Source organism: Lentzea sp. NPDC036955, assembly GCF_055608005.1.
This window is the reverse complement of sequence record NZ_JBVJRC010000012.1, coordinates 185,263-198,825: the sequence shown is the minus strand read 5'-3', so window position 1 is coordinate 198,825 and position 13,563 is coordinate 185,263. Positions and strand designations below refer to the sequence as shown.

The 13,563-nt window shown below is 72.8% G+C and carries 9 protein-coding genes; all 9 read right to left on the bottom strand.

All coding sequences use genetic code 11. From position 1 onward, the window contains the following. Positions 1-15: 15 nt before the first annotated feature. The 9 genes from ACZ7CF_RS36145 to ACZ7CF_RS36105 are packed head-to-tail and all read right to left on the bottom strand — an operon-like array spanning position 16 to position 13,560. Complete coding sequence (locus ACZ7CF_RS36145; RefSeq protein ID WP_470371885.1) at positions 16-1,245, bottom strand: sulfate adenylyltransferase subunit 1; 1,230 nt, start codon at positions 1,243-1,245, stop codon at positions 16-18. Then, positions 1,245-2,171, bottom strand: a complete 927-nt coding sequence (cysD, locus tag ACZ7CF_RS36140; RefSeq protein ID WP_360397149.1) for a sulfate adenylyltransferase subunit CysD — start codon at positions 2,169-2,171, stop codon at positions 1,245-1,247. Before cysD ends, ACZ7CF_RS36145 begins: the two co-directional genes overlap by 1 nt. After that, positions 2,168-2,737, bottom strand: coding sequence for an adenylyl-sulfate kinase (cysC, locus tag ACZ7CF_RS36135; protein WP_360397150.1), 570 nt, complete (start codon positions 2,735-2,737; stop codon positions 2,168-2,170). Before cysC ends, cysD begins: the two co-directional genes overlap by 4 nt. Next, positions 2,734-3,987: an FAD-binding protein gene (locus tag ACZ7CF_RS36130; protein ID WP_470371884.1), complete on the bottom strand. Its 1,254-nt coding sequence runs from the start codon at positions 3,985-3,987 to the stop codon at positions 2,734-2,736. The genes cysC and ACZ7CF_RS36130 overlap by 4 nt, the downstream gene beginning before the upstream one ends. Continuing rightward, positions 3,984-5,552: an alpha-amylase family glycosyl hydrolase gene (locus ACZ7CF_RS36125; RefSeq protein WP_470371883.1), complete on the bottom strand. Its 1,569-nt coding sequence runs from the start codon at positions 5,550-5,552 to the stop codon at positions 3,984-3,986. Before ACZ7CF_RS36125 ends, ACZ7CF_RS36130 begins: the two co-directional genes overlap by 4 nt. Then, entirely contained in the window at positions 5,549-6,523 is a 975-nt protein-coding gene (locus ACZ7CF_RS36120; protein WP_470371882.1) for an aldo/keto reductase, read from the bottom strand. The genes ACZ7CF_RS36125 and ACZ7CF_RS36120 overlap by 4 nt, the downstream gene beginning before the upstream one ends. After that, entirely contained in the window at positions 6,523-7,932 is a 1,410-nt protein-coding gene (locus tag ACZ7CF_RS36115; protein ID WP_470371881.1) for a glycosyltransferase, read from the bottom strand. The genes ACZ7CF_RS36120 and ACZ7CF_RS36115 overlap by 1 nt, the downstream gene beginning before the upstream one ends. After that, positions 7,925-11,350, bottom strand: coding sequence for a DUF4915 domain-containing protein (locus tag ACZ7CF_RS36110; protein ID WP_360397155.1), 3,426 nt, complete (start codon positions 11,348-11,350; stop codon positions 7,925-7,927). Before ACZ7CF_RS36110 ends, ACZ7CF_RS36115 begins: the two co-directional genes overlap by 8 nt. Continuing rightward, positions 11,350-13,560, bottom strand: a complete 2,211-nt coding sequence (locus ACZ7CF_RS36105) for an HAD-IA family hydrolase (RefSeq protein WP_470371880.1) — start codon at positions 13,558-13,560, stop codon at positions 11,350-11,352. The genes ACZ7CF_RS36110 and ACZ7CF_RS36105 overlap by 1 nt, the downstream gene beginning before the upstream one ends. Positions 13,561-13,563 lie beyond the last annotated feature (3 nt).

Here is a 13,563-nt window from a genome sequence, read left to right as displayed (position 1 = left end):
CGGCCCCGCCGCGGGTCACACCGCCTCGATCAGCCCGACCGCCGCCGTGCCGCCGCTGCCCTCCTCGACCAGCACGAACCCGCCGGTGGCACGGCTGTCGCGGTACCGGTCCGCCACCAGCGGGTCGGCGAACCGCAGCCGGATCGTGCCGATGTCGTTGAGCCCCAGCGACTCCGCGGGCTCGGAGCCGAACGTGCTCACGTTCAGCCGGCTCTCCACCGCCTCGACGACGGCCCGCGACTCGCTGGTGGTGTGCCGCACGACGTACCGCGCGCCCGGTTCCAGCGGGGTGCCGGTCATCCAGCACACGGTCGCCGCCACCGCGGAGGTGACGGTGCCGGGCGTACCGGTGCTGATCATCGCGCCGCGGCCGGCGTCGAGGTCGTCGGCGATGCTGACCACGACGGACTGGCCGGTCGTGGCGCAGGACAGCGGCCCGTCGTAGGTGTCGATCGCGGTGATCGTGGTCTGCCAGCCGCCGGGCTGCACCACCACCGGGTCGCCGACGTGCAGCGTGCCGGAGGCGACCCGCCCGCCGTAGCCGCGGAAGTCGCGGTGCTCCGGCGTGCGCGGCCGGATCACCAGCTGCACCGCGAACCGGCCACCGGGTGAGGGTGCCGGCGGCAGCACCAGGTCCTCCAGGTGCGCGAGCAGCGGAACGCCGCCGTACCAGGGGGTCTCGTCCGACGGGGTCACCACGTTGTCGCCGCGCAGCGCCGAGATCGGGATCGCGGTCCACGAGCTGTCGCAGACCCGCGCGAACTCGGCGACCACCTCGTCGAACACGTCCTCGCGGTAGCCGGCCAGGTCCATCTTGTTCACCGCCAGCACCACGTGCCGGATGCCGAGCAGGCCCGCGATGGCGGTGTGCCGCCGGGACTGCTCGGTCAGGCCGGTCCGCGCGTCCACCAGCACGACGGCGACGTCGGCGGTCGACGCCCCGGTCACCATGTTGCGGGTGTACTGGACGTGCCCCGGTGTGTCGGCGAGGACGAACGACCGCTTCGGCGTCGCGAAGTACCGGTACGCCACGTCGATCGTGATGCCCTGTTCCCGTTCCGCGCGCAGGCCGTCCACCAGCAGCGCGAGGTCGGTCTCCGCGTACCCGCGGCGCCGGCTCGCCGACGTCACGGCCTGGAGCTGGTCGGCGAGCACGGCCTTGGAGTCGTGCAGCAGCCGGCCGATCAGCGTGCTCTTGCCGTCGTCGACGCTGCCCGCCGTCGCTACCCGCAGCAGTCCCGGCATCAGAAGTACCCCTCCCGTTTGCGGTCTTCCATGGCGGCCTCGGAGGCGCGGTCGTCCGCGCGGGTGGCGCCGCGTTCGGTCAGCGTGCTCGCCGCGACCTCGTCGACCACCTCGTCCACAGTGGACGCGTCGGAGCGCACGGCGCCGGTGCACGTGGTGTCGCCGACGGTCCGGTAGCGCACGGTCTCGACGCACACCTCCTCGTTCTCGAATGGAGGTGTGAACGGGGTGACGGCGATGAGCATGCCGTCGCGCCGCACGACCTCCCGCCGGTGCGCGTAGTAGATGGACGGCACCTCGATGCCCTCGCGGCGGATGTAGCCCCACACGTCGAGCTCGGTCCAGTTCGACAGCGGGAACACCCGGACGTGCTCACCGGCGCGGTGCCGGCCGTTGTAGAGGTCCCACAGCTCGGGCCGCTGGTTGCGCGGGTCCCACCGGCCGAACTCGTCGCGCACCGAGAACACCCGTTCCTTCGCGCGGGCCTTCTCCTCGTCGCGCCGCGCCCCGCCGAGCACCGCGGTGAACCGGTGCCCGGCGATGGCGTCGAGCAGCGTGACGGTCTGCAGCGGGTTGCGCAGCTGGCCGGGCTGCTCGGTGACCCGGCCGCGGTCGATCGAGTCCTGCACGGAGGCCACGACCAGCTCGACGCCGAGCTCGGCCACCCTGCGGTCGCGGAACTCGACCACCTCGGGGAAGTTGTGGCCGGTGTCGACGTGCATGACGGGGAACGGGATCTTCCCCGGCCAGCAGGCCTTCTCGGCCAGCCGGAGCATGACGATGGAGTCCTTGCCGCCGCTGAACAGCAGCACCGGCCGGTCGAACGTCGCCACCACCTCCCGCAGGATGTGGATCGACTCGTCCTCCAGGTCGGCGAGCGCGGCCTCCCGGTCGCCCAGCCGGTGGTCCACCGCGGTCAGCGTCATCGCAGCATTCCCTTCTCGCACAGCAGGGCCACCACCGCGTCGGCGCTGTCGTCCACGGTGTTGCCGCGGGTGTCCAGCCGCAGCTCCGGTGCGGGCGGTGGCTCGTAGACGTCGTCGACCCCGGTCAGGCCGCGGATCGCGCCGGCGCGCTGCTGGGCGTACAGGCCCTTCACGTCCCGTTCGGAGCACTCCTCCACGGGCGTCGCGACGTGCACCTCGACGAACGGCGTGCCGCTCGCCTGATGGCGCCTGCGGACCTGGTCGCGGGCCGCGCGGAACGGGGAGATCACCGCGGCGAACACGAGCACGCCGTTGCGCGCCAGCAGGTCCGCGACGAACCCGATGCGGTCGATGTTGGCCTCGCGGTCGGCGCGGGAGAAGCCGAGGCCCGCGGACAGCGTCTGCCGCACCTCGTCCCCGTCGAGCAGCTCGACCCGGCCGGTCGGCAACCGGTCGGCCACCGCCCTGCTGAGCGTGCTCTTGCCCGCGCTGGGCAGGCCGGTGAACCAGACGGTGCCGCCGCCGTTGACGGCGAGCGGCGACGTGTAGCCGGCAACGTGCGTCACCTGTTCCTCCCGGAGGTGTCGGGACCGGTGAAGTGGCGGTCCGTGAAGGCGTTGGTGAACTTCCCGGCCGGGTCGTAGCGGTGCAGCAAGGCCCGGAAGTCCGGCATGCGCTCGTACTCGGCGGTCGCCACGGACGTCTTCGCCCAGTGCGGCCGTGGCGAGAACGGCGCGAGCTGCCGTTCCACGAGCTCCACGACCGGCAGCACGACCGACATGTCGGAGGTCCACGTGAAGTGGATGCTCACCGTCTCGCGGCCGTAGCAGGTGCTCAGCCAGAAGTCGTCGCGCGCCGCCGTGCGGACCTCGCAGATCTGCAGCGCCGGCCGGATCCGCTCGCGCACCTCGCCGAGCGCGCGCAGGGCGGCGACGGCGTCGGTCGCCGGGATCATGTACTCGGACTGCAGCTCGTCACCGGAGCTGCTCGGCGGCTGGTCGGAGCGGAAGTGCGGCAGCCGTTCGAACCACGGCCCCGGCACGCCGCCCTGGGTGGTGCAGCTGACCGGGTCCACGCCGTCGACCGGGTGCCGCGGCCCGTCGGCGGGCACGGCGGTGAACCACGACGGCAGCGTCGCCGGCTCGTCCACGCGTTCCTGCACCCACACCTGCGTGAGCACCGGTTCTCGCCAGTCGGTGAACAGGCACACGCTGTACGCGCACGACATGAGCTCGGCGAAGTGGTCGTCGAGCACCTCCAGCGGCAGGCCCTCGTACACGCGTTGCCGCACCTGGTAGGTCGGCACGAGGTCCAGCGTCAGGTGCGTGACCACGCCCAGCGACCCCAGCCCGACGACGACGCCGGCGAAGTCGGGGTCGTCGCGGCCGATGCCGACGACGTCGCCGTCGGCGGTCACCAGCTCGAGCTCGCGGACCGCCGCGGACAGCACCTGGTTGCGCACGCCCGAGCCGTGCGTGGCCGTCGCGACCGCCCCGCCGACGCTGATGTGCGGCAACGACGCCATCGCCGGCAACGCGAAGCCCGCCGCGTCCAGCCGGGGTGCCAGCTCGGCGTAGCTCAGCCCGGCCGCCACCCGCGCCGTGGCACGGGTGGCGTCGACGTCGACGACGGGCGGCAGGTCGGCCACCGACACCAGCACACCGGGGCAGTCGGCCAGGTCGTTGAACGAGTGGCGGGTGCCCAGCGCCCGCACGCGCCCGGCGTGCGCGACGGTCTTGCGCACCTGCTCGACGGTGGCCGGCCGCACGAACTCGGTCGCGGTGTAGTGGACATTACCGGCCCAGTTGCTGGTCACGGCCCCGCCTCCGCGTCTGCCGGGTCGCCCGCGGTGAGCTTCAGCACGACGCCCTCGTGGTCGCTCAGCTCCAGCGGTCGCAGCGTGACGACGCCCTCGCGGTCGGTCCGGGTGGACAGCTCGACCCGCCCGGCGGCGGCACCGGGCACGTCGAACGCCACCGGGTGGCCGGCGAAGTTCAACGCCACCAGCAGGTCGCCCCGCCGGTAGGCGAACACGTCCGCCGGGCTGTCCAGCGACACGTAGCCGCCGCGCAGCAGGTCCTCGCTGCCGCGCCGGTAGGCGATCAGCCGCCGGTACAGGTTGAGCAGCGACCCGGGGTCGTCCTCCTGTGCCTCGACGTTGACCACGTGCTGGTCGGCGGCCAGCGGCAGCCACGGCGTACCGGTGGTGAACCCGCCGGTGGCGTCCCACTGCATCGGCGTGCGCTGCCCGTCCCGCCCGTCCACGTCCTGCTCCAGGGCGGGCGGGGCGTCGGCCATGCCGATCTCCTCGCCGTAGTAGACGCAGGCGACACCGCGCAGGGTCAACATCATCATCGCGGCGACCGGGGCGTGCTCGGCCCCGTACCGGCTCACGGTCCGCGAGATGTCGTGGGTGGACAACGCGTAGGTGGGCACCGCGTCGGTCCGGGTGTGGGCGATCAGCCCGTCGACGCACGCGCGGAACGCCCTGGCGTCCCACGGCTGCTCCCAGAACGCGATGTGGAACGCCGTCTGCATCCCGTCGCCGCCGAAGTAGGTGGCGAGCCGGGCGTCGTCGCTGATCGGCACCTCGCCCAGCGCGAACCGGTCGCCGTACCCGTCGAGCACGACCCGCATGTCGCGCAGCACGTCGTGCACCTCGGGCAGGTCGAGGTTGCGCTGCCGCACCGAGGGGTGCGTGAAGTGCCGGCGCGCGTGGGCGACCTCCGGCGGGTTGTCGCGCAGCTGCGGGTCCTTCATCAGCCGGTGCGCGACGTCGATGCGGAACCCGTCCACCCCGCGGTCGAGCCAGAACTGCCACACCTTGCGGATCGCCGCGTGCACGTCCGGGTTGCGCCAGTTCAGGTCGGGCTGACCGGGCGTGAAGCTGTGCAGGTAGTACTGCCCGGTCGGCTCGTCGAGCCGCCACGCCGTGCCGCAGCGCTCGAACGCGCTGAGCCAGTTGTTCGGCGGGCCGCCGTCCGGTGCGGGGTCGGCCCAGATGTACCAGTCCCGCCGGGGGTTCGTGCGGTCCGACCGCGACTCCAGGAACCACGGGTGCCGGTCGGACGTGTGGTTCATGACGATGTCGACGACGACCCGGATGCCGCGCTCGTGCGCCGCCGCCACCATCGCGTCGAAGTCGTCCAGCGTCCCGTGGACGGGGTCGACCGACTCGTAGTCGCTGATGTCGTAGCCGAAGTCGGCCTGCGGTGACGGGTAGAACGGCGAGAGCCAGATCGCGTCGGCACCGAGCCGCGCCACGTGGTCCAGCCGGGCGGTGATGCCGGGCAGGTCGCCGATGCCGTCACCGTTCGAGTCGGCGAAGCTGCGCGGGTAGATCTGGTAGAGGACGGCGTCGCGCCACCACTGGCCGCTCATATGTCCACCTTCGTCATGCCTGCCGCGAAGTACCGGTCACCCCGCACGGCACCGGGCGGTGCGACCTCGTCGAGCAGGGCCAGCTCGTCCGCCGACAGCTCCACGTCGAGCGCGCCGGTGTTCTCCTTGAGCCGCACGGAGTTCTTCGTGCCGGGGATGGGGACGACGCCCTGGCGCAGCACCCACGCGATCGCGAGCTGCGCGACCGAGACGCCCTTGGCCCAGGCCAGCTCGGCGACCCGCGCGACGACCTCGTTGTTGTGCGCCAGGTTCTCCGGCTGGAACCGGGGGAGCTGCCGGCGGAAGTCGTCCGGCCGCAGGTCCTCGAACCGGCTGAACCGGCCGGTGAGCATGCCCCGTCCCAGCGGCGAGTAGGCGACGAACCCGATGCCCAGCTCCCGCAGCACGCCGAACAGCTCGGCCTCGGGGTCGCGGCTCACGAGCGAGTACTCGGTCTGCACCGCGGTCACCGGGTGCACGGCGTGCACCCGCCGGACCGTCGCCGGCGCGGCCTCGCAGATGCCCAGGTGCCGGACCTTGCCCTCCCGCACCAGCTCCGCCATGGCACCCCAGGTGTCCTCCAGCGGGACGCCCTTGTCGATGCGGTGCTGGTAGTAGAGGTCGATGTGGTCGACCCCGAGGCGCCGCAACGACCCCTCGCAGGAGGTGCGCACGTACTCCGGGTGGCCATTCACGCCGACGTTGTCGCCCGCGCCGTTCTTGAGGTTGCCGAACTTGGTCGCGATGACGACGTCGTCGCGGCGGCCGCGCACCGCCCGGCCGACCAGCTCCTCGTTGGTGTACGGGCCGTACATGTCCGCGGTGTCCAGGAACGTGACGCCGAGGTCGAGCGCCTCCAGCAACGTGCGCAGCGACTCGGTGTCGTCCCAGGTGTCGTAGAACTGCGACATGCCCATGCAGCCGAGGCCGAGGTCGGACACGACCGGCCCGTTCGCTCCGAGCGCGCGCATCACACCACCTCCACGGTCACGGCGGACCTGATGAGCCCGGCCCAGTCGGTCAGGTGCCGGTCGGGCAGGTAGCACTCGCTCACCCGCCGCCGGGCGCCCTCACCGAGCCGGCGCGCCAGCACCGGGTCGGTGAGCAGCCGCCGGATCAGCGCCGCCGTCGTGACCAGGTCGTGCGGGTCGTCGACGAGCAGGCCGGACTCGCCGTGCACGATCTGCTCGCGCAGCCCGCCGACCGCGCTCGCGACCAGCGGCTTGCCCTTCCACATCGCCTCGGTCGCGGTGAGGCCGAAGCCCTCGGCGATGCTCTTCTGCACCACCGCGGTCGCGTGCCGCTGCAACGCGTTGACCACCAGCGCGTTCTCCCGCAGGTCGGTCATCGGCAGGCAGAGCAGCTGGACGCGCCGGCGGTGCTCGACCGGCAGGGCCTTCCACTGCTCCACGCACTCGTCCCAGAACCGGTGGGCGTCCGGGTCGTCGGCGACACCGACGACGTCCGCGCCCGCCAGCGTGAGGCAGGAGTTCTCGACATCGGCGTCGAGGAACGCCCGCAGCACCCCGGCCATGTCCTTCAGCTCGTCCCACCGCGACACCTGCACCACCATCGGCACGTCGGCCGTTGGCGCGACCTCGCGGACGATGGTCGCCTTGTGCCGCACGGTGACCTGCTCGCCCACGGGCGGACGGATGGTCACCGGGTCCGCGGTGCCCGCGACGATCTCGGTGCGCCGCAGGATCGCAAGCGTTTGCTCGTCCGTGAGCTCCAGGTTCTTGGGGGCGCACGGGTCGATCGACGGCGGGATGATGTGCGGCCGCGGCGCCCAGTCCGGGCAGGCGTTCCGGGTGAGGAACACCGTGGCGTCGGCGTTCTCCACGAACCTGCGCAGGAACGCCCAGCCCTCCTCGGTGTGCTCGTTCGGTTCGTCCGTGCCGATGTGCCTGCGCCACACCGCCGTCGCACCGAGCCTGCGGGCGACGTCGACCAGACCGGCCGGCTGCGCCTCGTGCACGACCACCAGGTCGCCCGGCCGGATCCGGGCCGCGAGCGCGCCGCCTTCCCGCTCGGTCGTCGCGCGGTAGTGCTGCAGCTGCTCCGGTCCCAGCGGCTCGGAGTCGCCGGGCGCGCCGTACAGCCTGGTGCACAACCGCTTCGCGATGGCGAAGAACTCGGCGTCACCGTCGATGACCAGCCAGCGCGTGTCGATCCCGAGTGCGCGGGCCAGCGGCATCAGCGCGTGCAGCAGCTCGGCCACGCCGCCGCCCGCGGCCGTCGAGTTGACGTTCCACACGGTCCGGCCGTGCAGCGCCCTCGACGCCTCCTCCGCGGTGTCCCGCAGCGCTTCCATCCGTTCGTCGCCGAACACCTCCCGGTACGGGGTCAGCGGTGCGGCTCCTATCGCGACCTCATGCACGGGCCACCTCCTCGGGTGCGGCCTTCTTCTGCTGCTCGAAGCCCTCGGTGATCCACACGCCGGACCAGAACTCCGGGTCGGAGGGCAGGACCAGCTCGATCAGCGTCGGCCCTGTCTCCTCGGCGGCCACCTGCAACGCCTGCGCGAACGTCTCCAGCCGGGTGGCGCTGCGGTCGCGGTCGAGCCACTCGCCCAGGTCCACCCGCCAGCTGCGCACGCCCCACGCCTCGGCGATGTCGACGTACCGCATGCCCGCGGCGTTGTCGAGGTACTGGCCGTGGCCCGCGTCGAGCCAGCCCGACGGCCGCGACTGCTTGCGCAACGACACCGCGCCACCGTTGTTGCACACGATGAACGTGACCGGCGCGGACTCCTGCACGGCGGCCGCGAGGCCCTGCACCGAGTTCGTGAAGCCCTGGTCGCCCAGGGTGCAGAACACCTTCGCCGCCGGCTCGCCCAGCGCGAGGCCGGTCGCGATCGTGATGCCGCAGCCGACGAACCCGCCGTGCCCGCCGAACACCCGCAGCCCGTGCGGGAACTGGTCGTAGTCCTCGGCGAGCATGCCGCCGAACATCTGGCTGTCGTCGACCAGCACGGCCCGGCGCCGCGACCGCGCAGCGGCAGCGCCGATCGCCCGTGCCACCCCGGTGCGGATCACGGCGGCCTCCGCCGGCGGCGTCTCCCCCGCGGGAGCGGGCTCGTCGGAGAGCCCGGTGTACCAGCTGCCGTCGAGGTCGGGTGCCTCGTCGGTCAGCTCGCGCAGCGCGGCCACGACGTCACCGGCCACCAGCACGTCACCGGCTTCGAGGTAGCCGTTCTTCTCCACGGCCGCGGGCTTCGTGTTCACCGCGATCTTCGGGCAGTCCGGCAGCGGGCCGACCACCCGCGGGTACATGTTGCGGTCCTCCAGCGTGATCAGCAGGTCGGTCGTGTCGAGCACCGCGCGGTGCATCGGCGACTTCGGGTCGTACCAGCCGATGAACTCCGGCACGTCCGCGGTGTGCAGCCGTTCGAACAGCATCGGGCCGCGGCGGTACTTCACCTGCAGCACCGGTGCTCCGGTGCGGGCGCAGAACGCGGCCAGCGCGGCCTGCACGCCCCGGTGGGTCAGCGCGTAGTCGTCGATCAGCACCGCGGGCCTGCGGGCGACCGCGAGCAGCTCGGCCGCCCGGTTCAGCGCGCCCTCGTCGAACGCGGGCTGCTCGGCGACCGGGATGAGCGGCAGCGCCGTCAGCGGCAGCCACTCCGCCTCGGCCACGTCCTGCGGCAGCGCGAACAGCACCGGCCCGTGCGGGGCCTGGCGGACGTCGTCGATGGCCTGCAACAGCTTCGTGCCGAACTCCTCGACGTAGCCGCGCGGGTCGTCCTTCGGCACGGCACCGAGCTCGAACCACGACTTGGCGAAGTCGCCGGAGGCCGCGATCAGGTCCGGTTCGCCGTGCGGCGGCAGGAACGGCTGCGACCCGGTCGACGGCATGCCGACCACGGCCAGCGTGCCCATCTCGTTGCGGCGCAGGTCCGCCAGCGCACCCAGCGCGTTGGTGAGGCCACGCGCGCCGTGCAGGACCGCCGCACCGGTGCCCGCCTGCAGTCGGCTCGCGCCACCGGCCTGGAACAGCGACTCGCGGTCGCCGCGGCCGTTGACGAGCAGCCCGACCCGCGCCAGCGCGTCGCACAGCGCCAGCTCGGACGTGCCGGCGTAGGCGAACGCGACCCTGGTGCCGCAGCGGTGCAACGCGAGCGCGACGGCCTCGGCGCCGGTGAGCTTGACGTCGTCGTAGTCCGGGATCGCCGCCAGCACCATGTGCTCGATGGCGGACGCGGACCCGCGCAGCACGGCGGCGACGGCCTCGACGAACGCGTCGGTGCCGTGCTCCTGCACCAGGCCGAGGGTGAGGCCGTTGTACGTGCCGGTCGGGCGGCTCAGCAGCGTCCGCACGACGTCGGACACCGTGCCGCCGGAGTTGCAGGCGGTGCGGACCTCGTTGGGGTACAGGCCGAACCCGCTCAGCGCCTCGTAGTCGGGGTGACCGGAGACGACGCTGACGTCGAGCACCAGCGCGCTGTCCTGGTCGAGCTGGTCGAACGGGACGCCGTTGTCCTGGGCGAGCGTGACGTGCAGTTTGTAGAGCCCCGGCAGGTCCGGCACGCGGGTGCGGACGGGCACGCGGGTGACGGCCTCCGGCGGCAGCGACTGGGGGAGCGCCGACCGGATCGGCTGGGTGGGCACCTCGCTGCCGTCGGCGGCGGTCCAGCGGTGCACCACGCGCACCGGGAACGGCGGTGCCGGCGTCAGCACGCCCGCACCGGTGTTGCGCACCAGGCAGTCCAGCGTCAGCAGGCCACCCGCCTCCGCGTCGTCGACGACCGGGCCGTCCAGCGTGATCGAGGCGTGGCACTCGTCCTCGGCCAGCGGGTCGCCGACCGCCCACAGCCGCCGCGGCCGCACGCCGAGCCGGTCGAACATCTGCCACTGGCCCTGCTCGTGCACGCGGGTCTGGTTGGCGCCGAAGCCCTGCCGCGCGCCCTCTACGAGCGCGGCCGGTGCGAGCGCCAGCGCGTAGACCTCGCGGGCGGGCAGGTTCACCACGCCGAGGACCGACCAGTTCGCCCGGTCGACCACCGCGACCGCCGCCGTCTCGACCGAGGTCGCGGCGTGCCGGTGCGGGCTCAGGCCGACGAACAGGTGGTGGCCCGCGGCGACCAGGCCGCGCGGCCAGCCGGGCAGGGCGAGCCTGCGCTGCTGGGTGCGGTCGGTGTCGTCGATCTCGACCAGGTCACCGGTCGCGGAGTCGCAGACCAGCCACGTGCCGTCGGCGTAGTACGGGTTGTGCGGTGCCTTCAGCCCCTCCAGGACCGGTTCGCCGGTCTCCAGGTCGACCACGCGGCCGCTCGCGGGCTTGCCGTTCTCGTCCCAGCCGCGGCGGCGCAGGAACTCGCCGAACCCGCACACGACGGTGCGGTCGCCGTAGCGGGCGAGGCTGTTGAGGTGCCAGCTGTCCGCCTCGCCGGGGGCCTGCCAGCGCCACGCCACCTCACCGTCGGGGCCGACGCACTGCACCTCGTTCTGCATGGTCGCGGCGACCAGCACGTTGCCGTCGACGACGAGGATGTCGTGCGGCGTGGAGACGTTGTCGAGCCGGTGGTAGCGGCGCACCCCCGTCTCGTCGTAGACCACGAGCTCGGCGGGGCTCCCGTCGGCGCTCCACAGGCAGCGGTACAGCAGGCCCTCGCCGGCGCACAGGCCCGAGCTGGAGATCCGGTCGATCTCCTCCACGGCCTCGCCGATCGCGAACAGGCCACCGCCGATCGTGTGGTGCGCGTCGAAGCAGGACGCCAGCAGCCGGTGCCCGTCGGGCAACAGCCCGTCGAGCCCGATCAGCTCCGCGGTGCTCTTCCTGTCGGTCGTGAGACTCATCAGGACTCCTGCCTGTCTCGCGTGGTGGAAAGAACGGTGTCGGCGATCGCCTCCGGGTCGTCCCCGGTGTCGACGACGACGTCGAAGCCGCCGTAGGCCAGCACTGCCTCGCGCTCGGGGTCGGTGCCCGGCAGCGCGACCGCGCGGCGTTCGCCCTGGTGCTTCTGGATCTCCTCGACGGCCGCGGCGATGCGGTCGTGGTCGCGGCCCGCGACCGCCACGTGCGCGGCGGAGGCGGTGAGCCGTTCCGCGACGCCGATCGCGACGTCGTCCGGCAGACCCGTGACGAGCACGACCTGACCGGCCAGCCGCCCGTCGCGGGGGACCAGCTGCGGTTTCATCCGGATCAGCGGCCAGTACTCGTCGGCGGTGCTCTGCTCCTCGGTGAGCGTGACGTAGCCACCGGCCGCGTCGGCGGCGCGGATGACGGTCATCGTCTGTCCGAAGTGGTCGGCGCACAGCCGTGCCTTCGCCGCGTCCGGGCCGGAGCAGACGACACCGATGCCGGGCAGCACGACGACGTGCGGTGCGTCGGTGCGTTTGGTGGTGGGGAAGGAGATGTACCGCTCGAAGACCGCGTTGTACCACTCCTGGTGGCGTTTGATGCCGTCCTCGATGGACTCATCGGGTGCCGGCACGAGCGGTCGGTGGCCGGCGGTGACCACGTGGTCGGGGCAGCCGGGACCCACCTGGCTCAGCTCCGGCCCGCGGGCCGACGAGGCGAACGCGACCGCCTGCTCGCTGCGGTCCACGTGCAGGATCTCGCCGCCCAACGCCTTGCGCAGCACGGGAAGCACCTCGACGAGCACGTCCTCGGGGTGCTCGTGGCGCGGCACGACCTGGCCGCCGAGGTCGGCCGGCCGGCTGATCGCGCGGCGCAGCGCGGCGGTGGACCGGGCGACGGCCTCCAGCGAGTTGCGGTAGCACTGCTCGCTCGTGCCGGCCCAGGTGAAGATGCCGTGGTTGGCGAGCAGGACGAACCGCGCCCGCGGGCTCGACCGGATCTTGCGGCCCAGCTCGCGGGCCACGTCCACGTCGAACTGCCGGTAGTCGAACCAGATGGCCTCCTCGCCGAACTCCTCCTCGGCGTACTTGCGACCGTCCGGGAACGACGTGAGCGCGATGACCGCATCCGGGTGGCAGTGGTCGACGTGCTCGGCCGGGATGAACGCGTGCGTGAGCGTCTCGATGCCGGGCCGCTTCTGGCCGGGCCGCAGCCCGCTCGCGACCAGGAGGTCGACCATCTCGCGCTCGTCCATCGGACCGCCGTCGAGCACCGGCAGCAGGTCGTCCAGCCGCAGCACCGGGAAGTCCTCGTGCGTGGTCACCGCGCCGTCGCAGCCCCACGAGCTCATCCACAGCACCGCGGTGGGCTCGCCGAACTGGTCGGGCGCGACGCCCTTGACCGAGAAGTTGCCGCCGCCCTCCCTGGTGAGCGCCGGATCGGCGCCGACCAGGTGCGAGCGGTAGACCACCTCGTCCGGCCCGACGAGCGCGTCCGCGACGGCGGCGTCCCAGCGGTCCCGCGGCTCCGTGAACAGGTCGGCCGGCACGAACGGCAGCTCGCGCTCCGGCGTGCGCAGGGCGCCACCGCCGAACGAGACCTCACGGAAGTCGCGCACCACCGCGGCGGCACCGGCCGCGCGTACGGCGGCCTCGCGGTGCGGCGGTGCCAGCGCGACGCACGTGGCGCCCGCGGCGACCGCCGAGGTGATGCCGCTGTCGGCGTCCTCGAACACGACGCACCGCTCGACCGGCACGCCGAGCCGGTGCGCGGCGAGCGCGTAGCAGGCCGGGTCCGGCTTGCCGTGCTCCACGTCGGCGGAGGTGACCGTGACGTCGAACTCCAGCCCGAGCTGCCTCAGCACCGCCGCCGCCTTGTACGGCTCGGCACCGGTGACCAGCGCGACCGGCGTCCTGGTCGCGCGCAGCGACCCGAGCAGCGGCAGGACACCGGGGATCGTGGAGTAGTGCAGGGTCTCGTTGTTGACCCGCATCAGCTCGTAGACCTCGGGGTGGCGGTCCGCCGGGATCATCGGGAAGAGCTCGCGCAACGTGTGCAGCGCGCTGCGCCCGTACACGTGCCGGTCCAGGTCCGCCGCGCTGATCGAGAACCCGTGCGAGCGCGCCAGGTCCTGCCAGAAGTCGGCGACCGACGCCTCGGTGTCGACCAGCACCCCGTCCATGTCGAAGAGCACCGCCTCGAACACGGC

What these genes read in the sequence shown, in the direction of transcription:
- ACZ7CF_RS36120 (WP_470371882.1), bottom strand. Translation starts at nt 6,523, where the DNA reads ATGCGCGCGCTCGGAGCGAACGGGCCGGTCGTGTCCGACCTCGGCCTC.
- ACZ7CF_RS36125 (WP_470371883.1), bottom strand. Translation starts at nt 5,552, where the DNA reads ATGAGCGGCCAGTGGTGGCGCGACGCCGTCCTCTACCAGATCTACCCG.
- cysD (WP_360397149.1), bottom strand. Translation starts at nt 2,171, where the DNA reads ATGACGCTGACCGCGGTGGACCACCGGCTGGGCGACCGGGAGGCCGCG.
- ACZ7CF_RS36145 (WP_470371885.1), bottom strand. Translation starts at nt 1,245, where the DNA reads ATGCCGGGACTGCTGCGGGTAGCGACGGCGGGCAGCGTCGACGACGGC.
- ACZ7CF_RS36110 (WP_360397155.1), bottom strand. Translation starts at nt 11,350, where the DNA reads ATGAGTCTCACGACCGACAGGAAGAGCACCGCGGAGCTGATCGGGCTC.